Below are 24,693 nucleotides of genomic sequence, written 5' to 3' on the forward strand. Positions count from 1 at the left end.
CGCTCGACTTGCATGTGTTAGGCCTGCCGCCAGCGTTCAATCTGAGCCATGATCAAACTCTTCAATTTAAGATTTTGTTCGGCTCAATGAATACTGAACATTACATAAGTAATGTTTGAATTGACTGTGCTGAATCTTTCGATTCAATGGTCACTTCGTTTCATTGAAACCTAATTTGATACCGCTTTCCGTTAAGAAAGAAATATCTAATTGGATTATCATCAACGAGTGCCCACACAGATTGATAGGTCTATATTGTTAAAGAGCTTGCTTCGTAAGCTTTGCTATCGAAGCGGAGGCGTATTCTAAGGAATTAATTTTCAGTGTCAAACACTTTTTTAAATTAATTTTTAGAAGTTTTCTTTCGCCTTCTTGCCAACCGCTTTTGCGTTTCCGCTTTGCCCTGACAACGGAGGCGCATTATAGGGAGATGATTTTTCTTGGCAACCCCTTTTCAGAAAAAAAATCAAAAAAAAGCGTCGAATGATTAAATCTCACTCAAACGCTTATTTTTAGCACTCAGTTGTTAACTTCAAGTAGCAAATAGGCAATCAATATGTGTCTAGCCAAGACTCTTCAAAGCCTGTGATATCGAGACTCATTGATTGCGCCGCTTCGATTTGCTCGATAGCCTCCAATTCTTTATTTACACTGCTCATCGTCAGTGTGTTGTTGTCTAGCTCAAACACCTGACTTTGAGTCGTATAGTAGAACTTAAGGATCGTCAGCGCTTTTACATCGCCATTGTTCGCGGCTGCTTTAATGCTTTTTAGTTTACGAAAGATCTTGTTGTGCAGCTGCTTGAGTTTCCAAACGTACAGCACTTCTTCCATGTATGGTCGAGTTTTAATTTGATTCAATAAAGAGAGGGAAGTTGCAACTGCGAGAACGACACCAATCAAATTCCAATGGAAATTGCCCGTTGATTGTTCTGGTACGACTTCAGTGTTGCCAAACAAAACAATCAACAAGGTACTAAAGGCAAGAGAGGAGATGGCGAGCAACGCAACAAAACCGCCAATCACAAGGTTTACTTTCTTTTTATAAATGTCTTTATTTATCTGTTTGATTTCCATATACCACTCCTAACAGGGTTGCCTCCTATTCTAGCCAGCACACCCTGCTCCACAATCGAAGCTTTGTAAGTAAGTTCACATTTGCTATTAAACTCGCATCCCTTCCCTGCTTGGGTATATACTTCCGCGCATTCACTCTTCCTATATAGAGGCTAAATTCATGCGCTCTTTTGTTTTACGAGCTCGCGCGGCGCCAACCACCAGCAAAGCACTGTTAGAAGGTGTTGGTAATGAAGCGCATACAGAGATTCTTGCTCATACCATGATGAACACGATGTTCGTTGCTCAATCACACCGTGAAGATGTGGTTGTTCACTTGGTTTTAGAAAGCACAAAAGATTTCTCACGCACCATTACTATTCGCTCCAACGACATCACCAACATTGGCGGCTTCCATGAGTCAACCTTGATTGCAGCAGTGGCTCGCGCTTTGGATGCTTCGGTTGGTATGGGTAAAGAGCAACTTCGTGAAGTCGAACCTGGTATTACCGTTCGTACAGTGAGCTTTGAACGCCTAGTACAAGAACTGGCAGAAGATCACCAACTATATATGCTGGATAAGAAAGGCGAATTTGTTCGTGATGCAGAAATTGGTGAAAATCCATGTTTCTTGCTAACTGACCATATACCGATGCCGAAAAAGTCTTTTAACAGCTTAAAGCGCCTTGGCACAGAGAAGATCAGCTTAGGTCCTAAGATGCTTTTCGCTTCTCAGTGTGTAGTATTGATCCACAATGAGTTGGACATACGCGAATTCTAGTTATTCGCGCACACGTTGCTAGATAATGAAAGAGGACTCTATTGAGTCCTCTTTTTGTTTCTATAGTAATGCTAAGTTTACTTACCACCAATGCTCAAACGAGCAAAACGAACGTCTGGCGAGAAGAAAGTTCGGCTATCGTTAATTAGCTGAGTATCACCTACTGCCTCAACTTCTTGCAGCATATTGTAGAAGTTACCCGCTACCGTGATCCCACGAACTGGTTGAATGCGCTTACCATCACGGCACAAGAAACCACTCGCGCCAAATGAGAAATCACCACTCACTGCATCCGCACCAGAATGGACACCTTGAAGTTCGACTAACTCTAGGTACTCACCCGCTTTTACTTCTGACGCACTGCTGTTACCCGTCGCAATCACTTTGTGATTCGCTGATACGTCTAGGCTCGATTTTGCACCGCGAGCGGCACTTGCTGTCGAGACTGCGCCCAAGTAACTTGCGGTCTGGCTGTTGTGTAGCAAGGTTTTCAACTCACCATTAGCAATCATGACATTATCTTGAGTAGCGAAGCCTTCACTATCAAAACTCGCGATTGCCATACCATTTGGCATGTAAGCCGTATCAGTAAAGGTAATTAAATCACTCGCAACACGTTGACCAAGCTTGTCACCCAGTGGCGTAATGCCTTTCATCGCGCTTACGCCAGAGAAAGCACTGCCGAAAGCACCGAATAAACTTGCTAGCGCATTGATGTGGAAAATAGCAGGGTAGTTACCTGTCGCAACCGGAGCGCCTTCCAGAAGATCACGAGCAAGGTTGTAGCCACCTTCTATACAGTAAGCTGGATTCAACTCATCAAAACGGCGACCAAGTGACATTCTACCCGCCATTGACTGTTTGCCGTCTTTTTCAAACAAGGTATACGCGTAACAAGTGAACGAGCGCTCGAAGTGTTGACACAATGTGCCTTGAGTATTGGCAATGATCAGTTGTGTTTCGCCATCGCTATAACCATTGTAAGGTGCGCTAGAAGCGTGAGGCAGAGCCACTACGCCTTGCTCAAGTGCGAGAGACAGTTCAATTTTTTCATCAACCGAAGTTGTGTCTTCTTGAGCAATCTCAGCCACGTCAGTCGTGATTTGGCTGTTCACACAACTAATGGTCTGATGTTCATCTTGCTTGGAAAAACGAGCGCTTTGCAGTGCATTAGTTAGCATTAAATCCAAGCTTGGTTGCTCTAGTGATTCAGAATAGCTTGTCGCGACACGAGCATCTTTAATAAGTCGAACACCCAGCACTTGACTTGAGCTTACTTTGTACTCATCCAGCTTTCCTTGGTTCGCTTTCAGAGAAAAGCTGCTGTTGCGGTTTACAATGACGTCCGCTTCTGCACCTTGGCGTTTTGCTTCTGATAGGACGTAATCAACCACATTGAGAAGTTGTTGTTCTTGGCTCATTAGTTACCGCCTCCTACCAGAATGTTATCGACTTTCAGCGTTGGCTGACCGACTGTTGTTGGCACTGAACCACTTACGGAACCACACATGCCCGGCGCAAGCGCCATGTCTTTGCCGACCATGCTGATTTCTTTTAACACTTTTGGACCCGTGCTGATCAGCGTTGCTGTTTTCAGAGGCTTGGTGATTTTGCCATTTTCAATGAGATAAGCTTCACGAACAGCAAAGTTAAACTCACCCGTACCCGGTTGAACCGAGCCGCCGCCCATCTTCTTCGCATAGATACCACGTTCAATGCCTGCAAGCATGTCATTAAGTGAATGCTCGCCCTCTTCGATAAAGGTGTTACGCATGCGCGAGGTTGGTGCGAACTTGTAGTTTTGACGACGACCAGAACCCGTAGGCTCATAACCTGTCTTCATGCCACCCATTTTATCGACCATGAAGCTGGTTAGCTTACCGTCTTTGATCAGTTGAGTGCGCTGAGTCTTCATACCTTCATCATCAATGTGAATCGAGCCCCATTCGTTGGTCATGGTGCCATCATCGACTGCATTCACTGCGGTGTGAGCAACCATTTCGCCCATCTTGTCGTGGAAGACTGATGCTTTCTTCGCAACTGAAGTGGTTTCTAGCAAGTGACCACATGCTTCATGGAAGATAACGCCGCCAAAGCCGTTACCAATCACCACCGGCATTTCACCCGATGGACAAGCATCCGCGCCAAGTTTTACTAACGCTTGCTGCGCGATAGTTTGACCTAGCTCTTTGGCATCAAGCTGTTCACTGAATTCCCAACCAGCAAGAGCGCCAGGACCTTCCATACCAGAAGACTGCTCATTACCTTTTTGCGCGACAGTGTTACCAGCAACACGAATGTAGTGGCGAGTATCGTCAACGTGTAGACCTTCTGAGTTGAAGATATACACTTGTTGCTCGCGCTGAAGAACGCTGCCAATAAACTGGCTGATATGTTCACTCTCAGCACGTGCGGCTTGGTCAACTTTCAATAGAAACGCGATTTTTGAATCTAGGTTAGCATCCTTACCTAGCGGCATGCGGCAACCATGTTGGATTGGGTAGCGGTTCAAATTCAAAGAACCCGCTGACGCGATTTGCTCACGCTTGTCTTTTGCAGCAAGCAGCGAGGTTACGCGCTTTAGTTCGGCTTCATCTGTGCTGTTGGTGTAACCGTAAAGCACCTTATGACCGAAAAAAAGACGAATACCGATACCAAAATCGATACCCGAGTTAACCTTATCCACTTCACCAGATGCGATCTGGACAGTGTTGGTTTGGTGATGTTCAACGAATAGTTCAGCGAAATCAGCCCCCAAAAAGAGCGCATGATCGATCACTGACTTCGCTGTTACAGAATTAAGCATGAAGTCTCCTTGCTCGATGATCGTCTTAGCCTTCCTAATTAACTGTGAAAAAGTTCAACAAAGTTAAATTGGCAACACGTTAAATTTTAACAGTTTTTTAACCTTGTTTTGTGCTAATCCTTGCTTAATGAGACCACGATTATTTATTAAATATTCCAGGTTCTGCTCATTCACCAGAGCGTTGCACTAGTAAATTCCACCCAGCAAACCATTTAGGTGCTTACTTTATCACTCACCTCGCATAATTGAATACTCATTATAATTACGCTCAAAAAACGTATCCCTTCCGCAATGGTCCTGCTATCATCCGAACGAAATAGTCGGGGGGCCACACGACAAGTGTTGGCTGAGATCGAAATTCGAGACCCGTTGAACCTGATTCAGTTAGCACTGACGTAGGGAACTATGCACACTTTGCCTTTCGTCGCCCCTCTTAGGTAAGCGATAGCGATCGAAAAATCGATCTATCTGCAACGGTCAAAGTCAGTTCCTATACGTCTTGTAGTAGGAGCGACCATGACGCAGCAATCACAACCTCATTCACATCACACGCCAGCCTTGCCTACCCCTATCGTATTGACCATCGCGGGCTCAGACAGTGGTGGCGGTGCAGGTATTCAAGCCGACATCAAAGCGATGTCCGCAACCGGCAGTTTTGCTTGCTCGGTAATCACGGCGATTACTTCGCAAAATACCCAAGGCGTTTCTGCGATTTTCCCCATTCCTCTCGACCATGTAGAGAGCCAACTTGATGCAGTATTTACCGACCTCAACATCGTTGCAGTCAAAGTGGGCATGCTGGCAGATTCCAACATCATCAAAGTCGTTGCAGACAAAATTAAACAATACCAGCCAAAACACCTCGTGATTGACCCTGTGATGGTGGCCACCAGCGGCGATCTATTACTGGAACAGTCGGCAATCAGCACTTTAAAAGAAGAATTGATTCCGCTCGCAGACATCATTACCCCTAACCTACCCGAAGGCGCAGCATTGACGGGTAAGCCAATGCCTCAATCAGAATCTGAAATGAACGATATGATTACCGACCTTCGTGCGCTTGGCGCCAAAGCTATTCTGCTCAAAGGCGGTCACCTTGAAGAAAATGAAAACAGCAACGATCTGCTTATCATGCAAGACAGTGCCGAGTTAATTAGCGCCAAGCGATTTCCAACCAAAAACACTCATGGCACAGGCTGTACACTTTCTTCCGCCATTGCGTCTTATCTTGGCCAAGGCAACAACCTACACAAAGCGGTGCACCTGGGTAAGCAGTACATCAGCCAAGCTATCGCACACGCTGATGAATTGGATGTAGGTAAAGGCCATGGCCCTGTGAACCACTTTTTTGCGGGTCATACTTATGTTCGCTAACGCGATTGGCATTCAGCTTTCCGATGCTAGTCTGCGATACAAAGACAGCCAAACACCAACGCTAGCAGGGTTGAGTATGACTATTCCTGCTAATCAATGGACAGTGTTACTTGGTCGCAGTGGCTGCGGGAAAACCACAATATTGCGTTACTTAGCTGGCCTACTGGATGACCAAGTTGACTGGCATGGCGAACTCATCACAACGGATGGCGCTGCACTGCATGACCGTATCGCTTACATGGCTCAGCAGGATTTATTGCTACCGTGGTTGAATGTGTTAGACAACGTCTGCCTCAGTTCTCGATTTTCTCAAGTGCAAGCACCAGAGCAAAATAGACAACGTGCACTGACTTTACTAAGCCAAGTGGGACTCGCCGATTACGCGGATGCTAAGCCAGCTCAGCTCTCTGGCGGCATGAGACAACGTGTTGCCCTTGCTCGCACTCTGATGCAAGACAAGCCTCTAGTTCTGATGGATGAGCCTTTCTCTGCACTGGACGCGGTTACTCGTCATAAGTTGCAAACCTTGTCTGCCGAATTGCTGAAAGATAAGACGGTTGTTCTGATTACCCACGACCCACAAGAAGCGGTGCGATTAGCTCACCAACTCTATGTGTTGCAAGGCACACCTGCGCAAGCTCAGCACTTGGTCGTTCCAGACTCCAAGCCGCCCCGAGTTCTCGATGGAGAGTGCGCGGCGTTACAACAAGCGATTTTGGATCAACTGGAGAAAGACTATGAGTGATATGACTCAGTACAACTCCGTTTCGGCACGCATTAGTAAAAAAGAACGCGTGACCCATCCGGCTCTGCGCTTGGTCATTAGCACAGCGGTGATCTTGGGATTGTGGCAGTTGGTTGTTGTGGTATTCGACATGCCAAGCTTCATCTTACCTTCACCAATTGAAGTGCTGGATAGATTGGTCACTCGTTACGATGTCTTGCTCAAACATACTTGGGTTACCGCGCAAGAGATTTTACTTGGTTTGGCGCTTGGATTATCAATGGGTTTGCTGTTCGCATTGCAAATGCTGATGTTCGAACCGCTGAAGCGTTGGTTACTGCCCATTCTGATTGCTAGCCAAGCGATCCCTGTGTTCGCCATCGCGCCAGTACTCATGCTTTGGCTGGGTTACGGCATTGCATCGAAAGTCGTCATGGCGGCGATCATCATCTTTTTCCCCGTCACCACATGTTGCTACGACGGCTTACGTAATACACCAACAGGTTACCTCGACCTTGCCAAGACCATGGGCGCGTCTAAATGGCAGTTACTTCGTCATATTCAATTGCCAGCCGCCCTACCAACTTTAGCCTCAGGCATTCGTGTTGCCGTCGTTATTGCGCCGATTGGAGCAGTGGTCGGTGAGTGGGTAGGTTCAAGTGAAGGCTTGGGTTATCTGATGCTCCAAGCTAATGCTCGCATGATCATTGATGAGATGTTTGCGGCGCTGTTTATCCTAGCCGTGCTGTCTATCTCACTCTACTTCATCACCGATAAATTATTGAAAAAAGCCATCCCTTGGGAAAGCAAATAATTACAGAAAATAACCAAAGAAAATTGGGAAAGAAAAGGAAGAACCCCGTGAATAAAAACAAACTTATGAGCGCTGCTGCTCTACTCGCTTCAGTGGTATCAACCAATGTGCTTGCAGCAGAAAAAGAGATGACACTGATGTTGGATTGGTTCGTCAACCCAAATCATGGTCCTATCGTGATTGCCAAAGAGCGTGGTTACTTCAAAGAACAAGGTTTGAAGGTCAACATTCAAGAGCCGGCAGATCCAAGCACGCCACCTAAGTTGGTCGCGGCGGGTAAAGTCGACATGGCGATTTCTTACCAACCAAGCCTAACTATCGATGTCGCGGCGGGTTTGCCACTAATCCGCTCTGCGACTTTGATTGCTACGCCACTCAACACGTTGATGGTGCTGGATAACGGTAAGAATGAAAACCTTGGCGACTTGAAAGGCAAGAAGATCGGTATTGCGATCGCAGGCAACGAAGAAGCGACAATCGGCACCATGCTAGCGCAAGAAAACGTGAAGTTTTCTGACGTACAAATCATCAACGTAGGTTGGGCGCTGTCTTCGTCTCTTGCGTCTGGCAAGGTGGATGCGATTTGGGGCGGTCTACGTAACTTCGAAACCAACCAACTGGCACTAGAAGGTTATAAAGCTAAGGCCTTCTTCCCTGAAGAACACGGCGTGCCAGCGTATGACGAGTTAGTCTTCGTAGCCAATGCAAAAACCTACGACAAAGAAGCCATCAAGGCATTCAACAAAGCGCTAGAGCAAGCAACCACTTACATCGTTAACCATCCAAAAGAATCTTGGAAAGAGTTTGTTGCTTATTCACCAGACACGCTCAACAACGAGCTTAACCAACGCGCTTGGAACGACACGCTAACTCGTTTTGCTCTTCGTCCATCCGCAGTAGATCTGAAACGCTACGATGATTATGCGCAATTCATGTATTCACAAAAAATCATCGAAACACTGCCAAAAGCGAAAGATTACGTACCGAACTTTGACTAATTCTACTGACTTTGGGCTCTAAGCCTAGGGTCTTTTGATAACGAGATACCCATAATGAAATACCAAGATTTGATCGACGCTTGCCGCCAAGATTGGCAAGAATACACTGAGCATGCTTTCGTGCAGCAATTGGCGCAAGGCACTCTGGCTCAGCCTTGTTTTCTGCATTACCTAAAGCAGGATTTTCTTTTCCTAAAACAGTACGCACGAGCCTACGCATTAGCGATCTACAAAGCACGTACTTTGGATGACATGCGCCGTGCCTTACCAAGCGTACATGCATTGCTCGATTCTGAAATTGCCCACCACGTGACTTACTGTGAGCAATGGGGACTGACAGAATCCGACTTGGAAAACGAGCCAGAGGATTTCGGGACAGTAGCTTATACCCGCTACGTATTAGATGCTGGCATGACGGGCGACCTTGTTGATCTATACGCGGCACTAGCACCATGCTCTATCGGTTATGCCGTAATCGGTAAGATGCTGATTGAAGATGAAAAGACAGTAATCGAAGGCAACCCATACGCAAGTTGGATCAAACTCTACGGTGGTGAAGAGTTCCAATCTGGTGTCGCAAAAGGTACAGAACACTTTAACCAGTTATTGGCGGAAATCGACATCAATAGCCAGCGTGGTCAAAACCTGATTCAGGTATTCAAAACCGCAACGCGTATGGAAGTGGCATTCTGGCAACAAGGTCTGAACGCTCAGTAAGATTAATCGGAGAGTCTCATGTTAATTGAACAAATCACCCAAGCATTAACCGCAGTACGCCAGCAAAAGCCATTAGTCGTCAACATCACTAACTACGTGGTGATGAATAACTCAGCAAACGCACTATTGGCCATCGGAGCTTCTCCAATCATGGCGCACTCCAAGCAGGAAATGGCAGAGATGATGTCGTTCGCGGGTTCACTGGTTATCAACATTGGTACCCTAGACAGCGTTTGGATACCACGTATGAGCTATGCCGTAGAGCAAGCCAATGCCAATGGTAAAATCGTTGTACTCGACCCTGTCGGTTGTGGAGCAAGCTCACTACGTACAGAGACATCACGTGAAATCGCACGCCTTGCAGACAAGTTGATCATTCGTGGTAACGCCTCAGAAATCATCGGTCTCGCTGGCGAACAAGCACAAAGCAAAGGCGTCGATGCGTTAGACAGCAGCGACGCAGCACTTGGCGCAGCGAACTTCTTAGTTTCAGAGTATGGTGCAAGTGTGGTGATTTCTGGCGAGACTGATTACATCATCACGAAAGAGCAAACTGTGCAGCTAAACAACGGTCACGAGATGATGCCATACGTAACCGGAATGGGCTGCACACTAACGGCACTGACGGGTGCTTTCGCTGCTGTTGGTGATCACTCCGGACTTGCTGCCGCGGCGGTACTGGGCGTTGTGGGTGAAATTGCGGCTGAGCAAGCGCGAGGGCCAGGCAGTCTGCAAATGAACCTGTTGGATGAGCTTTACCAACTGGATGAAGAAACACTGGCAAAACGCCTAAAACTCCAAGTGAGTTAAGCTTTCTCTAACAAATACCGGCCTCTCACTCCCTGTAGATGAGAGGCCCAAAGGAAACAAAATGAACGCCTATCGTTTATATTTGGTCACCGATGACCAACAAGATTTAGCCACACTAAAGCGTGTTGTGAGAAAAGCCGTGGAAGGTGGCGTGACCATGGTACAAGTCCGCGAAAAACACGGCGATGTGCGTGCGTTTATCGAACGTGCTCAAGCCGTGAAAGACATCCTTAAAGATACCAATGTGCCTTTGATCATCAATGACCGCGTTGATGTTGCACTGGCAGTTGATGCCGATGGGGTTCACCTCGGGCAATCAGACATGCCCGCAACTATCGCTCGTGAGTTGATTGGACCAAACAAAATCCTCGGCTTATCCATCGAAAATGAAGAGCAGCTTGCAGAAGCGGACTCTCTTCCGATTGATTACATCGGCTTGAGCGCAATCTTCGCGACGCCGACCAAAACCAACACCAAGAAGTTCTGGGGTATTGATGGCTTGAAGATGGCGTTAGAGACGACTTCACTGCCGATTGTTGCCATTGGCGGCATTAACGAAAGTAACATTCCGCAACTCAGCGCCACTGGTGTTCATGGCTTAGCTTTGGTTTCAGCGATTTGCCACGCAGAAGATCCAAAAGCCGCATCGGAATATTTATTAGGGTTGATGAGCTAACCTTGCTCACGCCTGAACAAAGCGCTTATGGATGAGCGCGTTTGCCTTTCAGTACTTTCAACAACCTCTCCTTTCACAACGAAGAGCTGCAATGTCACTTTCACGCTCGAATTGACAGAGCGTTGATAAGTTTTTCACGCCAGATAACGTAAGATAAGCCCCTTATTTTCACGTGGTTGAATAACCCTCAATAAAAACAAAACGCTCTCAATGAAAACCAAAAAATATGGATTGATGATGCTCGCCTTGTTTGTTCTTGGCATCATCCCAATGTCGCTGTTTGGCTCTTATCACAATCTCACTTCACAGGTGCCGGAAAGTCTGGGTATTACTTTTACTTTGCTCACAGATTCTGCTGGTAGCAAAGGCTTTTTAATTACGTTAACACTGCTACTGCTTTCTTTATTTCGCTTTAAACCAAGTCGCATTGAGTGGATACAAAAACTCTCAATGTTAGGGTTGTTACTGGTGATTGGTTTTGCCAGCAAAACGGGGCTAAAACTGATGACAGAAAGCCCGCGTCCCTACACGGAATTGCTCGCAGCAGAACAATTGATTGAGCACCCAGACGCGTTTTATCAGTTGGATACAAAGCAGCAAGCCAACGTAATTAACCAGATTTCTGAACACGTCAGTGATTGGCGAACGCGCCATTGGCAAGGCGAGAAAGACTATTCTTTCCCATCCGGCCATACGATTTTCGTTTCGATTTGTTTGGCTTTCTTTGGCGGGTTGTTCTTACAGAACAAGTGCTATATCTCTGCACTGTCATTATGGATGTGGGGAATGAGCGTCGCATATAGCCGCTTATGGCTGGGGATGCATCGCCCTGAAGATTTAATAGGCTCAGTCTTGTTTGTCGCGATTGTATTTACTTTACTCCCGACATTTCAAATTAAGAAACAGATGCCATTTGTTTCTCTCGCTTCGCGCTAATGTGAACGATTACTAGATAAAAAAGAAGCCAGCGATTCGCTGGCTTCTTGCTTTAAAACGCTACTTTTTTCTAACCATTTCTTGGTGGTTCAAACGCTGTTAGTTCTAATTCTGGGCCAGTGTATTTTTCAATACGAACCAGCGCCGAGTTCGCCGCACAGCCGTTTGCAAGTCGAGAGGTCGGAATATCCAACGTTAACACGTTACAACCGCCGTTCTTACAAATGCCGGTTTTCGGATCCAAATCCGGCCAACCGCCTTCATGAATACATACTGAACCTTGCTTGATTCGGTCAGTCACTTCCGCGCCGACCAATACTTGGCCACGGTTGTTAAACGCACGAACTAGATCGCCCGTTTTAATACCACGCGCTTTCGCATCTTCAGGGTGAATCCAAATAGGTTCACGGTTTGCAATTGCGTACTCTTCGCGAATCTTCGCGTAGTTAAATTGGCTGTGTAGACGATGCGCTGCGTGCGCGGTCATTAGCTGCAACTCGCCATCTTTTGCATTGCCGGTGTACTCAGTTGGTGCCATCCACGTTGGGTGTGGAGGACAGTCTTCCAACTGATAACCTTCAATGGTTTTCGAGAAGATTTCGATCTTACCACTTGGTGTACCGAGTGGATTCATGATCGGGTCTTCACGGAAATCTGCGTAACGAACAAACTGTGCGTTCTTCTCGTTCCACTTCATCTCGATCAGTTGGTTATCTTCCCAGAACTTGCTGAAGTTCGGCATTGCTACGCGAGAGCCACGGCCACCTTGTTGCGCCGCCTTGTAGAAGCCGTACAGCCATTCCATTTCGGTTTTGCCTTCGGTGTATACGTCACGGCCACCCGGAGCTAGCATCTCTGCCATGTCCGCGAATACATCGAAGTCATTACGCGCTTCACCTTGCGGCTCAACCACTTGCTTCATTGGCACCAAGTGTTGGTTACTGTAGTCACCCGTCATCGTTAAGTCGTTACGCTCGAACGATGTGGTGATTGGCAGAACGATGTCCGCGTGCTTCGCAGCCGCCGTCCAGTAAGGCTCTGAAATTACGATCAGCTCAGGCTTTTGCCACGCTTTAATCAAACGGTTGGTGTCTTGGTGGTGAGTAAAGTTCGCACCACCTGCCCACCAAATCATCTTGATATCCGGAAACGTCAGTTCATGACCGTTATGATGGTAGGATTGACCTGGGTTTTCCAACGCCTCGACAATACGCGCTACAGGGAAGCTTTGCACCGCGCCAGACACCGCCCAGTCGTTCCCCGCAGAAGAGCCGCCACCCAGCGATGCCGAAATCGCAGGAAGTACGCCAGCATCACGAGCAGGGTTACCACCGTTTGAGTAGTGGTAAGAGAAACCAAAACCACCGCCCGGTAAACCGATTTGACCCAACATCGTTGCCAGTGTAACCAGCATCCAGTGACGCTGCTCACCGTATTGTTGGCGCTGCATGCCCCAACCCGCCATCAGCATGGTGCGGTTTTTACTGAAGATGTCAGCCAGTAGCTCAAGTTGCTTCGCAGGTACGCCACAGATTTGTGATGCCCATTCTGCTGATTTTTCTACGCCGTCTTCTTCGCCCATCAGGTACGCTTCAAACTTGTCGTAACCTGCGGTGTATTTATCGAGGAAGGCTTTATCGTGCTTACCTTGTTTCACCAAGGTGTGTGCGATACCCATCATCATTGCCACGTCGGTCATTGGGTGAGGAGCAATCCACTCCGCATTCTCGCCAAAGAACTCGATGGTTTCAGAACGAATTGGGTCAATCGCAATAACCGTCTTGCCTGATTTTTTCAATTGATGGAAGAATTCAAGACCAGCACAGTCTGTTGAGCTCCACGCGATTTTTAGAGTGTTGATTGGGTTTAAGCCCCAAAGCACAACCACATCGCTGTGCTCTAATACCACTGGGTACGTGGTTTGTTGCTCGTACACTTCGATAGAGCCCACAACGTGCGGCATGATGATCTGCGCAGCACCCGTTGAGTAGTCACCCAAGTGGCCTGAATAGCCACCCGCCATGCTCATGTAACGTTGCAGCAAGGTTTGTGCTTTGTGCAGCACGCCACTTGAACGCCAGCCGTAAGAGCCTGCAAACACAGAAGCCGGGCCATATTCTTTGCGAATTCGCATGTGCTGTTCGTGGATCAGCTTGTAAGCCTCATCCCAAGACACACGCACAAACTCATCACTACCGCGCACACCTTCTGGAGACGATGGGTTTGCCAAGTAGCCTTTACGTACCATTGGGTACTTCACACGCGCCTTGGTATGCACTTGGTCAGGCCCAGTAGTTTGTAGACTATTTGGTACAGTTTGTGGAAGAGCATTAGTAGTCGAAACCAACTTACCGTCTTGCACTTCACACAGCATTGGGCCCATGCGGCCCGCTGTTAGAATGCCTTTGCCGCGAGCATTAGAAGAAGCAACAGACATAGGTGCAAATGAAGTGAATGCCATTGCACCAGCCGCCATACCAGTGCCTTTTAGAAATCCGCGACGGGTCATATTAGTCATAATCTTATCCTTCTATTTATCGTTAGTGACCAACCACATCTTTCGCGTGGTGCTGGAAGAACTTGGTTAGAATTTCTAGGTTCTCGGCTGAAATATCAGTTCGATCACCCATACTTTTCGCTACCGGTCCCCATGCATTCACTGTGAAGTGATTTGAAGGAATTTTCGCGTGACAAGTTGCACAGTAAACGTTGTCCAACTCTTCTGCGTATGACCATACGGGTTCAAGCGTGTCTACAACTGGAGAATCAATAGCACCTGTTAGAGAAACCGCGCGCCATTCGTTGCCGTAAACATCTGCCTCAAATTCACCAGTTTCAAGCGCTTGTTGGCCTTGCTCTGTTAGCGTTGCTACGATGGCACGTTGACCTTCTCCCATGTAAAGCACTTGCTCTGCGCCTTTCATTTGGAATGCGTTCAACTTAACAGTGCGGTTGTCGCCTTCAGAGCTGATTACTTCCAACTTCGTCGTTGGGTTAATTTTACCCATCTCACCCATTGCGATTTCAGTCACAGGGTAAACGACTTTGGCACCAGGTGATGTTTTTGTGGTGAAGCTCATCAACGTTTCAAATGCCTTGCTGTCTAGCTCTGCTTCTGGTGCAAAGTGCGCCACACCTTTATGACAATCGATACACGTTTGATCGTTTGCTTTCGCGTAAGCGTGCATCTTCGCCGCATCACGTGATTGCTCAAACTCTTCCATTGCATCGAAATCATGACACGAACGACACGTCGCTGAATCATTTTCACGGAACTGAGCCCATACCGTTTCAGCCATATCTTTACGATGTGCTTCATATTTCTCTGGCGTGTCGATCTTACCTGTCACAAATTCATGGTAGATGTCTTTCGACGCGCGAATTTTGGTGATCAGGTAATCCATTGGTTCTTGAGGAATATGACAGTCAGAACATTCCGCGCGAATGCCTTTCGCATTACTGAAGTGCACTGAGCCTTGGTACTCTTTGTAAGGGGTTTCCATAGAGTGGCACGAGAGACAAAATTCAGTATCTGAGGTGTAATGCATTACTGCCGCACTCCCCCCCAAAGTTAACCAGCCCACACCAATGCCGGCAGCAACCAGCAGTGCAACATATCGTTTTTTTATTGACATAATTAGCAACACTTCCAAATAAAATGTAATTATAGGTCGCAAATTACTACTTTATGGGTAGTCCTCTCTTGATCCACATCATTTCCGTGTTGCTCTGTATGCCTCAAGTATGAAATTTTGTTATTTACATCTCAAAGATGAATATATGACAATAATCCATTACCTAGCCAACTATTCACCACATAAATCACTTTTATGAATGCAACTATTTGATTAAACAGATAAGAGGATGAGAGACTGAATCTCCACATTGATGCAGTAAGGACACGCATGTCAGTTTATATCGAGACGCACAGAAGCCAATTAAGACCCATCAAAGCCAGTGACTGGGAACTCTTTCAACGATTACTCTCCGAACAAGAGGTTATTGCGCTCTGTTTCGATCGTCCCAGCGAAACAGAAATAAGAGAAAAATTTGCTTCGCGATTATTACCATGGACCCCAAATAGCCAGCATTGGCTTTGCCTTGTAATACTCGATAAGCAATCTGAACAACCCATCGGCATCACTGGCTTTGCTATTGAAAACGGTAAGGCAGAGGTAGGTTACTTACTTTTGCCGGAATTTCATGGCCAACAGTTTGGAACAGAAACTCTTCAAGCGCTTCTATACTGGGCAACCTCGACACATAACATCAACCACTTTTCCGCGACGGTCACTGAAGGCAATATTGCGTCAGAACGTGTCCTGATAAAATGTGGTTTCGAACTCATTGAGGTCATTCCAGACGCATACCAAATTGGTGGCAAACCCTACGCCGATAAAATCTACTCACTACAAAAATAAGGACGTATTTTGAATAAAGTAGTCATCATTACCGGCGCAAGCCGAGGCATTGGAGCCGCAACGGCGAAAAAGCTGGCCGAGCAAGGCTATCGCGTTTGCGTTAATTACCGCACTCAGCAAGAGGCCGCCGACCAAGTTGTGGCAGAAATACAAGCAAACGGTGGCAAAGCGATTGCCATCGCCGCAGACGTAGCCGATGAGAAGCAAGTGCTCTCCTTGTTTGATGAAACAGAACGTGAATTTGGTGCAGTGACGCACTTGGTCAACAACGTTGGCATCCTATTTACTCAATCGCCTTTGTCAGAAATCAGCTTGGAACGCTTTCAGAAAGTAATGAACACCAATGTGAATAGCTGTTTTCTCTGCTGTCGAGAAGCGGCGAAGCGATTCAGTGCAGGCGGTGCAATTGTGAATGTCTCCTCTGGAGCGTCGCGCTCAGGCGCGCCATTTGAGTATGTCGATTACGCCACATCAAAAGGCGCGATGGATACCTTAACTAAAGGGCTCTCGCTAGAGTTGGCAGAGCGCAATATTCGCGTCAATGGCGTTCGACCTGGTTTCATTTACACTGATATGCATGCCGACGGCGGAGAACCAAACCGAGTAGATAGACTCAGCCCTCAAATTCCTCTTAAACGCGGTGGCACGGTAGAAGAAGTGGCAAATGCGATCGCTTGGCTATTAAGTGACGAAGCCTCTTATGTCACAGGATCATTTATCGATATTGCAGGGGGCAGATAGAATGCAAGTCCATATCCGACAAGCGATTCCCGATGATTTAGACGAAATTTTTCAGCTTAATTTTCAAATTAATTCACTGCATTTTGCAAATGCGCCAGAAGCCTTTGTTGCGCCTTCAGAAGCTGACCGCGAATTTCTTGCACAAGCACTAGAGAACAAAGAGCGACTCTTTTTGATTGCCGAACGCGAACAGCAAATTCTCGGCTTCTTAACCGCGATGATCACCCAAAACGACACCGTCAGTTTTCTGATCAAAGACCCAATTTGTCGCGTGGGAACAATTGTTGTCGATGAAGCGCAAAAGCAGCAAGGAATCGGCCGCCAACTGCTCCAAACCTGTGAGCAATGGGCGCGCGATGCCAATGCCACACAAGTTCGATTGGAAGTGATGGAATTCAATCAGCCAGCACAGCGCTTTTACGATAATCAAGGTTTTAAAACTAACTCACGCATTATGCTGAAACATTTGTAACGATAACGACAATTAAGCGCTTTTCACGACTAAACCCACCTAAATCGTATTTATCGATGCAATTTACCCCCTAATTTTAGAAAAAGACGATATGATGTGCGGATAAGGAGATTCGAACATGATTTATCTTTTCGATTGGGGGAACACCTTGATGGTAGATTTCCCTGAGGCACAAGGAAAAATGTGCGATTGGGAACACGTAGAAGCAGTTCCTCAAGCCAGAGAAACACTGGCAATACTTTCCCAAAATCATCCCATCTACATTGCGACCAGTGCATCTGATTCCAACATGGAAGAGGTTCAGCGTGCATTTGTTCGCGTCGACTTAGACCAATACTTAAATGGCTATTTTTGTTTTGCCAACCTCGGCATCGCTAAAAACCAACCTGAGTTTTATCTCGCCATCACAAAACAGTTAGGGGTTAACGTGAGTGGAATAACCATGGTTGGCGATTTACCTCACAAAGATATTTACCCTGCGATGAAAGCGGGCGTAAACACAATTTGGTTTAACCCAACGGGCGCTGATGCACCAGCCGAAGCCATTCCTAACCAAATTCGTTGTTTATCTGAGCTTATCCCCTAACCGTTACTAACCTGCACTAATCAAGGAAGATGAATGCAAATCAGATCCATCAAGGTGAGCGATATCGCGCGCTTCAACGCGCTGTGGAATCGAGTGTACTCCGAAGGGGAATTTTTGATTTCTCCTGCACCCGATAACGCAACGCTTCGCAGAATCCTGCAACGTGTGGAAAACGAGTCCATCCCTCAGTTTGTCGCGTTTGACCGCCAAAAACTTATCGGTAGTGTTGAAATCTACCCAGCTGAGATGTGCGGTTACGAAAGAGGGCAACGCCTTCGCGTCGGTATTCTTGGTATTCACATCGACAAAAACTACCGAGGCAAAGGATTGGGGCGGAAACTATTGGCAGTCGCGATCGCACGTGGTTGGGAATTTGGTTACGACCAAATCGCACTCTACGTATACACAACCAACACACCAGCGATTGCTTTGTATGAACGGTTTGGATTTGAACATCAGGGGGAACTTGGGGAAGTGACCTTGCCAAATGGTAAAGTCTTGATGAGTCAAAAAATGGTATTGTATAAAGCGCAAAGCCCTTCGAAAAACCCCGATTTGTAGAGTCACGATAACCGTTGTTCGCAACACTTATTCGGGATTAACACCCTTGCGTCACATGCCCTCGAACAATTGAATCGTTAGAGGCTTGATTCACGTAGTAGAAATAGCATGCTTCTTCTGCCAGTGTGTAACCTTGCGGCCAAATGTACACCACGCGATCAACACCCGATTTATCTAAGAACTGATAATCAGGAATAGCGACAAAATGAGCACTGTTTGGGTGCTGCTGACCGATGATGCAAAAATCACTGCCTTTGCACGGCACGTCAATTTTCGAATAACCTCTGGCTGGTAGATCGATTTCTAACAAAGCTCGAATACTATCGGCACTCGCTTCTGGCATGCCTTTGCGTGTTTTGACATGTCGGCCAATGTAGTGAACGTGCTCTTGGCCGTAAGCGTTATCAATCACAGCTTGAGCATGAAAGAATTTGAGAGCCGTACCCAAAGAAGACTGAGAACTGTGCAGCATCGCAGCGTATGCTTGGCGATGAATATCGAGTAATACTGGTAAAGCAGCTAATGCGATGAAAGCCAAAGTGGTAAGCACTATGGTGATTTCCATCAGCGTAAATCCCTTTGATTTCACGTTTCTTATCTCAACTAGCCCAAGACAATAGCCCCACATCCATGTGAGACCGAGCCAATATATCGCCAATTTCTTACGATTAAAGGCTTAAGGGGTAAGAAGAGACAAACACCACTCAAACTTGAGAACAGCAGCCAAAGAGCAGTGTAACAAAACGACGCTATGTGTCAGATATTAGACGGTTTTTTACTCTCTAGTTACTGAGTAAAGGCACATTATTTCGCACCAGACCACGACGAACATTCGTGCACATTTTGCCAAAACGACGAATCTCATCGAACTGCGGAACAATGCCGCGCTCCATGGCTGACTCCCAATAAGTGACTTCTGAATCGACCATTTCCAACAATTTCTTCGGACAGCCAATGCACTGCCCTTCTGGTCCACATACAAACGTTTCTGGTTCATAAATTGGTAGTTCCGCTTTTACTTGCTCGATGATGCTACGCATGGCGGTCATTCGATCTGGCTTTACCTTCATCATTCTGCTCCACGGATTAAGATGAAGCAGATTGTACCCACTGGTACGAAAATGTCCCTACCCAATTTAGGTATATTCTGTTTGAATCGATTTCTTTATCGTCAGATCCGGCTTTTTAACCACCAAATACACCGCCGTAGCTGCCAGTACGAAACCAGAAATCCCCATCCAATCAAATGACTCTCCAAACGCGAGCCAAGCCTGAATCGCCGTCGTTGGCGGCACCAGGTAGAATACAGAAGCTACGCTCGATGCAGCACCGTTCTTAACCATGTACAACAGCAGTAGAATAGCTACACAAGAGAGCACGACGACCAACCACAACACAGTCAAAATAAACTCCAGTTCCCACTGCACTTGCATGGTTTCAAACTGCATCGCAACGGGCAGAAACATGACGAGAGCGGCCAAATATTGCACCGTCGCACCACCCACCATATCCACTTGTTGGCAATGTTTTTTCTGATAAAGCGTCCCTAGCGTGATACCAACCAAAGCCAACAAACACAAACCAATGGCCAACACTTTATGCTGCTCGGATTGCCACTCCATTTTGCCCATCAACACCATAGCGATACCGACAAAACCAAGAGCCAAACCCAACCATTGCGAGGGTTTAAATTCCTCACGAACAAACGCCACCAGCAAAGCCGCGGTTAAAATCGGTTGAATACCCACCAGCAACGAACTCAACCCAGCAGGCATACCCAAGGCGATAGCGAAATAAGTACCGCCCAGATAGAAACCGTGGATCAACGCACCAACTACACAGCTGTGCCAAAAATCTTTTCCTGTCGGCAACCTTCTACGCAATACCGCCACAAGAACCAAAAACAATAAGACATTGAATGCCATACGGATAGAAAGTAGTGTCGCTGGCTCGGCATATTGCAAACCAAAACGCGCACCAACGAATCCAGAAGCCCAAAGGATGACAAATACAAAAGGGATGGCTCGGATTAACATGATCGCCTCACTCACGCTTGTTTTATGTTTTGAGATACTGCTAATGTAATTAGGTACAGTGTTTTCAAAAAGTGACAGATGGAAGTGTTTTTATGGGTACAGATTTATTGGGAAGCGGTGAAGGGAATAAGTACCTCGTGGTGGAAAAACACCTCAAACAAGCCATCAATGGTGGCGTTTATCAGGCGGATGATCGACTGCCCTCCATTCGCTCGTTGAGCCAAGAATTAAACGTCAGTAAAAATACCGTGATTCGTGCGTATCAAGAGCTGGAAGCACAAAACTTGGTTTACTCGGTTCCCAAATCGGGTTATCGAGTTAAAGTCGCCTTGCCGACCTCTCGCTCAATTCCGGATCCGACTCGCGTGGATTTGCTCTCGATCTGCAAAGAAATCCTTACTTATCCTGAATACCAAGAGCGTTTGCCTACCGGTTCTGCCCACCCAAACATTGACTCCCCCGCGATCAAAAGCTGTACGCCGAGATCGGCCGCCACAGCCGCCAGCAAACGCATGTACCGAGCCATTACCAATTACCACCCGGTGATCACCTCTTAATCAAACAACTAGCGAAAATCACACAAGATTTGGGCACGCCAGCCAAGTTGGATGAGATCATGGTGACGCACGGCGCGCAACAAGCCATTAGCCTAGCGCTGCGCGCAACGACACAAAAAGGCGATATCGTCGCGGTGGAGTCCCCTTGCTATGTTGGCAACTTATTGATGCTAGAATCACTCGGCCTCAAAGTGGTGGAAATTCCGAGTTGCCCACGCGACGGTATGTGCCCCGAAGCCTTAGCAAAAGCAATGGCGACATGGGACATAAAAGCGATCATCGTAACGCCAAACTTCACCAATCCAACTGGTGCCATGATGCCGCTAGAAAAGCGTCAACAATTACTATTGGCGTCCGGCAATATTCCTATTATCGAAGACGATGTGTTTGGCGGGTTAAGTTATGATAAGCCGTTGCCAAGCTTGAGATTGCTCGATGACAAGCAACGCGTAATTTACGTGAATTCGTTATCCAAAACGCTCGATTCGCGTTTGAGAATTGGTTGGATGTTGGCGGGGCGATATCGAGACCAAATTGAACAATATCTACTGTGTGAGAACATGGGCAGTTTGAACCTGATGCAATCCGCCGTGGCAACGTTTCTAACGTCAGGCAAGTATCGAACGCATACTGCGCGAATGGGTCGGGTTTATCAAAACAACATGCGACGATTTATACAGATGCTTCATCAATACTTGGATGAATACGAACCTCTAAAAAATCGATACCAGATCAACGCCGTACAAGGCTCGTTCTTACTTTGGTTGCGACTGCCCGAAGACACGGACAGCTATGCGTTGTATCAAGCATGCAATAAGCACAGAATCAGCCTACTTCCCGGCACCGTATTTGGCACTCAAGGGCAATATCGACATTGCGTGCGCCTCAGCGTGGCAAACTTTGGTCATGAAACCGATTGGAGTCACGCGATGCAAACACTGGCAAAATTGATAGCAAAGCATGCCTGTTAACTCGCTCTTACTAAATGAACTTATGCCGACACACGTAAACAGGTAACAACAAAAAACTCCACGCAAAGGTGGAGTTTTTCATATCGTCATCGCCTTCAGTGCGACTTAATTTGCCACATTCTCGCGACGTTTTCGGCTAAATTAGCAACGTTGACGTCGGCCTCTTTCATGGCCTCAGGTAAGCTCATCGCCCTTGGTACACAAGCAAACACCGCATCAATGCCGCACTCATAAACCGCCTGATAGTTGTCGCCCACACAGCCTGCTAATGCAATGACTGGTAAATTACACTGCTTAGCCACCTGAGCAACGCCCATCGGCGTTTTGCCATGTGCGGTTTGATGATCGATTCGACCCTCGCCTGTAAATACGATATCCGCATCCGCAACATGCTGAGCAAGTTTGACCGTTTCAAGCACAATCTCAATTCCCGGTTGCAAACGTGCTGGCGTGTACCCGAGCAAGGCCGCGCCCATACCACCAGCAGCACCCGCCCCTTCACGAGTCAGTACATGCTTACCCGTCGCTTGTTCCGTCAACTCGCCAAACTTGCGCAATGCGTTATCGAGCAGAGTAACGTCTGATACGGTCGCTCCCTTTTGCGGGCCAAAGATAGCCGACGCGCCTTTGTCACCACAGAGTGGGTTATCAACATCGCACGCTACCAACACTTCGCAAGTTGCTAAACGAGGGTCAAGACCAGAAATATCGATGGACGCAAGCGCCGCTAACCCGCCTCCATTTGGGGTAATTGCATGACCAGATTCATCAAGAAACGCCACCCCCAACGCGGTCAACATGCCCACGCCACCATCATTGGTAGCGCTGCCGCCCAAACCAATGATTAAACGTTGAATGCCTCTGTCTAGCGCGTGTTTGATCAGCTGTCCGGTACCAATGCTACTGGTCAGTTTTGGGTCGCGAGCGTCACTCGGCACAAGGTGTAGCCCACTGGCCTCCGCCATTTCAATAACCGCAGTTTCGCCGTCGCCGAGGATGCCATAAAACGCTTCAACATCATTCCCTAATGGCGCAGTCACTGTTGTGAAGACTTGTTCGCCTTGAGTTGCATCTATCAAAGATTGAACCGTGCCTTCGCCACCGTCTGCGACCGGAACCGTAACAAACTCAGCATCATGCCATACGCGAGCAAGACCCGTTTTTATCGCCTCGCTCACTTGTTTGGCGGTTAAGCTTTCTTTAAATGAATCAGGTGCAATTACCACTTTCATACGTATTTCCAGAGACTTATAAGAGAACGAGGCTCAAAATGTACACCAATGCCATTGCCGTGACACCTTGAACGAGCGTAGCCATGGTTTGCGCGCGGTACGCTAAGCCCACCGACATGCGGCTAAACTGCGAAACTACCCAGAAGAAACTGTCGTTTGCATGAGAAACCGTCATCGCACCAGCACCGATCGCCATCACCGTTAATACGCGGCCCATTTCTGAATCGAGCCCCAATTGCGTAAGCATAGGCGCAACCAAAGCCGATGTGGTCACCAATGCAACCGTTGATGAACCTTGCGCCGACTTTAGCGCAGCCGCAACGATAAATGGCATGAAAATACCCACGCCCAGCGCCGATAGCGTCGTACCTAAGTATTCACCTAGCGGCGTTGCTTTTAATACCGCGCCAAATGCACCACCCGCACCGGTAATCAAAAGAATAGGCGCAGCAGCCGTAATACCTTGGCTGATTCGCTCGCCAAATTCTTCAATCTTGTTGTCTGACTTGAGTAGGCGAACAGAAAGGAACAGGCCAATCACCAATGCCGTTAGTGGCTGTCCTAAGAAAGTCAGAACATCAAACACAAAACCTTCGCCCAGCGGTAGGCTTGGGAATTTCGCGATAGAGCCAAAACAGATCAATAAGATAGGAACAAAAATAGGAGCGAATGCTTGGCTCGCCGTTGGCAATTTGCCGTAAGACGCTTTGAGTGCTTGCCAGTCTTGCTGAATTTCTTCTACGGCTTCAATGCCATCTGGTTCAACATGTTGGAATCGGTTCGCCCACAACATCCCCGCTAACGCCGCAACCGCTGCAACAAACACACCCACACCAATCACTAAACCAAGGTTAGATTCCAGGTCTAAGTTACCCGCAGCGGCAATAGGGCCAGGAGTTGGCGGCACAAACGTGTGCGTCGCGTATAGGCCAGTTGCCAACGCCACACTCATTGCAACGCTTGAGGTTTTTAAACGCTTCGCGAGTGATTCTTTGAGCGAGTTCAGAATGACAAAGCCTGAATCACAAAATACTGGAACAGAAACGATGTAACCGATGATACTCATGGTCAATGTAGGGAAACGCTCACCCAACACTTTGATGACCGTATCGGCCATGGTGATCGCCGCACCACTTTTTTCCAAAATAACACCAATGATGGTACCTAAAACGATCACCAAGCCAATGTAACCAAGGATGCCGCCAAAGCCAGAAGCAATGGTTTTGGCAATGCTATCTGCCGGTAAGCCGTAAGCAAATGCCGCAAGAAACGCTGCGATGATCAGCGCTAAAAAGGGATGTAATTTGAATTTGGTGGTCGTGAGCACAATAAATGCGATCACCCCAAGCAGGATTAATATAAGGTTCATGATAACTCCATTTATTCTTATTTTGCTGAGCGAGTCCGTGTTGGCTCACTCAACAT

At 47.2% G+C, this 24,693-nt stretch carries 24 protein-coding genes, 1 rRNA gene, 1 pseudogene and 1 riboswitch; of the genes and pseudogenes, 15 read left to right on the forward strand and 11 right to left on the reverse strand.

The annotated features are described in order from the left end of the window. Both R7070_RS05700 and R7070_RS05705 read right to left on the reverse strand, forming a co-directional pair. Positions 1 to 68 (reverse strand): 16S ribosomal RNA (locus R7070_RS05700); the annotation flags it as partial. Between the two features lie 483 nt (positions 69 to 551). After that, positions 552 to 1,076, reverse strand: coding sequence for a DUF3087 domain-containing protein (locus R7070_RS05705; protein WP_033907183.1), 525 nt, complete (start codon positions 1,074 to 1,076; stop codon positions 552 to 554). Positions 1,077 to 1,236: 160 nt separating this feature from the next. Here R7070_RS05705 and trmY point away from each other — a divergent pair, with 160 nt between their 5' ends. Continuing rightward, a complete protein-coding gene (gene trmY, locus R7070_RS05710; protein WP_017634347.1) occupies positions 1,237 to 1,836 on the forward strand; it encodes a tRNA (pseudouridine(54)-N(1))-methyltransferase TrmY in 600 nt (199 codons plus the stop codon). Between the two features lie 77 nt (positions 1,837 to 1,913). Here trmY and R7070_RS05715 read toward each other — a convergent pair whose 3' ends face one another. Next, complete coding sequence (locus R7070_RS05715) at positions 1,914 to 3,257, reverse strand: TldD/PmbA family protein (protein ID WP_085569490.1); 1,344 nt, start codon at positions 3,255 to 3,257, stop codon at positions 1,914 to 1,916. Beyond that, the gene (locus R7070_RS05720) at positions 3,257 to 4,642 is read right to left on the reverse strand and encodes a TldD/PmbA family protein (RefSeq protein ID WP_085569489.1); all 1,386 of its coding nucleotides are present in this window, start codon (positions 4,640 to 4,642) and stop codon (positions 3,257 to 3,259) included. Before R7070_RS05720 ends, R7070_RS05715 begins: the two co-directional genes overlap by 1 nt. A 311-nt stretch (positions 4,643 to 4,953) precedes the next feature. Then, a riboswitch (TPP riboswitch) is annotated at positions 4,954 to 5,061 on the forward strand. Positions 5,062 to 5,158: 97 nt separating this feature from the next. On the opposite strand from R7070_RS05720, the gene thiD reads away from it, so the two are divergent. From thiD to R7070_RS05760, 8 genes are all read left to right on the forward strand, one after another. Continuing rightward, the gene (gene thiD / locus R7070_RS05725; protein WP_005383329.1) at positions 5,159 to 6,016 is read left to right on the forward strand and encodes a bifunctional hydroxymethylpyrimidine kinase/phosphomethylpyrimidine kinase; all 858 of its coding nucleotides are present in this window, start codon (positions 5,159 to 5,161) and stop codon (positions 6,014 to 6,016) included. Next, the gene (locus tag R7070_RS05730; RefSeq protein WP_033907185.1) at positions 6,006 to 6,761 is read left to right on the forward strand and encodes an ABC transporter ATP-binding protein; all 756 of its coding nucleotides are present in this window, start codon (positions 6,006 to 6,008) and stop codon (positions 6,759 to 6,761) included. Before thiD ends, R7070_RS05730 begins: the two co-directional genes overlap by 11 nt. Beyond that, positions 6,754 to 7,554, forward strand: a complete 801-nt coding sequence (locus R7070_RS05735; protein ID WP_009706843.1) for an ABC transporter permease — start codon at positions 6,754 to 6,756, stop codon at positions 7,552 to 7,554. The genes R7070_RS05730 and R7070_RS05735 overlap by 8 nt, the downstream gene beginning before the upstream one ends. 47 nt (positions 7,555 to 7,601) lie before the next feature. Beyond that, positions 7,602 to 8,552 carry an ABC transporter substrate-binding protein gene (locus R7070_RS05740; RefSeq protein WP_086027682.1) on the forward strand — a complete coding sequence of 317 codons (951 nt, stop codon included), beginning with the start codon at positions 7,602 to 7,604 and terminating at the stop codon, positions 8,550 to 8,552. A 54-nt stretch (positions 8,553 to 8,606) separates the two neighbouring features. Beyond that, a complete protein-coding gene (gene tenA, locus R7070_RS05745) occupies positions 8,607 to 9,269 on the forward strand; it encodes a thiaminase II (protein WP_085569488.1) in 663 nt (220 codons plus the stop codon). An 18-nt stretch (positions 9,270 to 9,287) separates the two neighbouring features. Beyond that, on the forward strand, positions 9,288 to 10,079 hold the full coding sequence (gene thiM, locus R7070_RS05750) for a hydroxyethylthiazole kinase (protein ID WP_085569487.1): 792 nt from the start codon (positions 9,288 to 9,290) through the stop codon (positions 10,077 to 10,079). A 61-nt stretch (positions 10,080 to 10,140) separates the two neighbouring features. Further along, complete coding sequence (thiE, locus tag R7070_RS05755) at positions 10,141 to 10,755, forward strand: thiamine phosphate synthase (protein WP_005374296.1); 615 nt, start codon at positions 10,141 to 10,143, stop codon at positions 10,753 to 10,755. A gap of 210 nt (positions 10,756 to 10,965) precedes the next feature. Continuing rightward, a complete protein-coding gene (locus R7070_RS05760) occupies positions 10,966 to 11,691 on the forward strand; it encodes a phosphatase PAP2 family protein (RefSeq protein WP_005374297.1) in 726 nt (241 codons plus the stop codon). A gap of 70 nt (positions 11,692 to 11,761) precedes the next feature. On the opposite strand, the gene R7070_RS05765 is transcribed toward R7070_RS05760, so the two are convergent. Both R7070_RS05765 and R7070_RS05770 read right to left on the reverse strand, forming a co-directional pair. Continuing rightward, entirely contained in the window at positions 11,762 to 14,209 is a 2,448-nt protein-coding gene (locus tag R7070_RS05765) for a trimethylamine-N-oxide reductase 2 (protein WP_193837836.1), read from the reverse strand. Positions 14,210 to 14,231: 22 nt separating this feature from the next. Then, positions 14,232 to 15,326, reverse strand: coding sequence for a NapC/NirT family cytochrome c (locus tag R7070_RS05770; protein ID WP_017634357.1), 1,095 nt, complete (start codon positions 15,324 to 15,326; stop codon positions 14,232 to 14,234). A gap of 270 nt (positions 15,327 to 15,596) precedes the next feature. Between R7070_RS05770 and R7070_RS05775 the strand changes: the two genes are divergently transcribed. From R7070_RS05775 to R7070_RS05795, 5 genes are all read left to right on the forward strand, one after another. After that, positions 15,597 to 16,112, forward strand: coding sequence for a GNAT family N-acetyltransferase (locus R7070_RS05775; RefSeq protein WP_025768771.1), 516 nt, complete (start codon positions 15,597 to 15,599; stop codon positions 16,110 to 16,112). Positions 16,113 to 16,121: 9 nt separating this feature from the next. Continuing rightward, positions 16,122 to 16,853 (forward strand): glucose 1-dehydrogenase, encoded by a 732-nt coding sequence (locus R7070_RS05780; RefSeq protein ID WP_193837835.1) that lies wholly within the window; start codon positions 16,122 to 16,124, stop codon positions 16,851 to 16,853. Between the two features lies 1 nt (position 16,854). Then, complete coding sequence (locus R7070_RS05785; RefSeq protein WP_033907192.1) at positions 16,855 to 17,325, forward strand: GNAT family N-acetyltransferase; 471 nt, start codon at positions 16,855 to 16,857, stop codon at positions 17,323 to 17,325. Between the two features lie 118 nt (positions 17,326 to 17,443). Further along, positions 17,444 to 17,911, forward strand: a complete 468-nt coding sequence (locus R7070_RS05790; RefSeq protein ID WP_193837834.1) for an HAD family hydrolase — start codon at positions 17,444 to 17,446, stop codon at positions 17,909 to 17,911. A 33-nt stretch (positions 17,912 to 17,944) separates the two neighbouring features. Next, on the forward strand, positions 17,945 to 18,472 hold the full coding sequence (locus R7070_RS05795; RefSeq protein ID WP_256900170.1) for a GNAT family N-acetyltransferase: 528 nt from the start codon (positions 17,945 to 17,947) through the stop codon (positions 18,470 to 18,472). A gap of 37 nt (positions 18,473 to 18,509) precedes the next feature. Here the strand turns inward: R7070_RS05795 and R7070_RS05800 are convergent, their stop codons facing one another. From R7070_RS05800 to R7070_RS05810, 3 genes are all read right to left on the reverse strand, one after another. After that, entirely contained in the window at positions 18,510 to 19,100 is a 591-nt protein-coding gene (locus tag R7070_RS05800; protein WP_411912988.1) for a type II secretion system protein, read from the reverse strand. A gap of 154 nt (positions 19,101 to 19,254) precedes the next feature. Further along, positions 19,255 to 19,542: a hypothetical protein gene (locus tag R7070_RS05805; protein ID WP_005374318.1), complete on the reverse strand. Its 288-nt coding sequence runs from the start codon at positions 19,540 to 19,542 to the stop codon at positions 19,255 to 19,257. 66 nt (positions 19,543 to 19,608) lie between these two features. After that, the gene (locus R7070_RS05810; protein ID WP_017634359.1) at positions 19,609 to 20,508 is read right to left on the reverse strand and encodes a DMT family transporter; all 900 of its coding nucleotides are present in this window, start codon (positions 20,506 to 20,508) and stop codon (positions 19,609 to 19,611) included. Between the two features lie 92 nt (positions 20,509 to 20,600). Between R7070_RS05810 and R7070_RS05815 the strand changes: the two are divergent. Then, a pseudogene (locus tag R7070_RS05815) lies at positions 20,601 to 22,036 on the forward strand (PLP-dependent aminotransferase family protein). A gap of 95 nt (positions 22,037 to 22,131) precedes the next feature. Here R7070_RS05815 and R7070_RS05820 read toward each other — a convergent pair. Beyond that, on the reverse strand, positions 22,132 to 23,268 hold the full coding sequence (locus tag R7070_RS05820; RefSeq protein WP_042522351.1) for a glycerate kinase: 1,137 nt from the start codon (positions 23,266 to 23,268) through the stop codon (positions 22,132 to 22,134). A 16-nt stretch (positions 23,269 to 23,284) separates the two neighbouring features. Further along, positions 23,285 to 24,637, reverse strand: coding sequence for a GntP family permease (locus R7070_RS05825; RefSeq protein ID WP_256900172.1), 1,353 nt, complete (start codon positions 24,635 to 24,637; stop codon positions 23,285 to 23,287). Between the last annotated feature and the right edge of the window lie 56 nt (positions 24,638 to 24,693).

Origin of the sequence: Vibrio sp. 1557 (genome assembly GCF_033340175.1) — a bacterium.
Taxonomy (GTDB): domain Bacteria; phylum Pseudomonadota; class Gammaproteobacteria; order Enterobacterales; family Vibrionaceae; genus Vibrio; species Vibrio alginolyticus.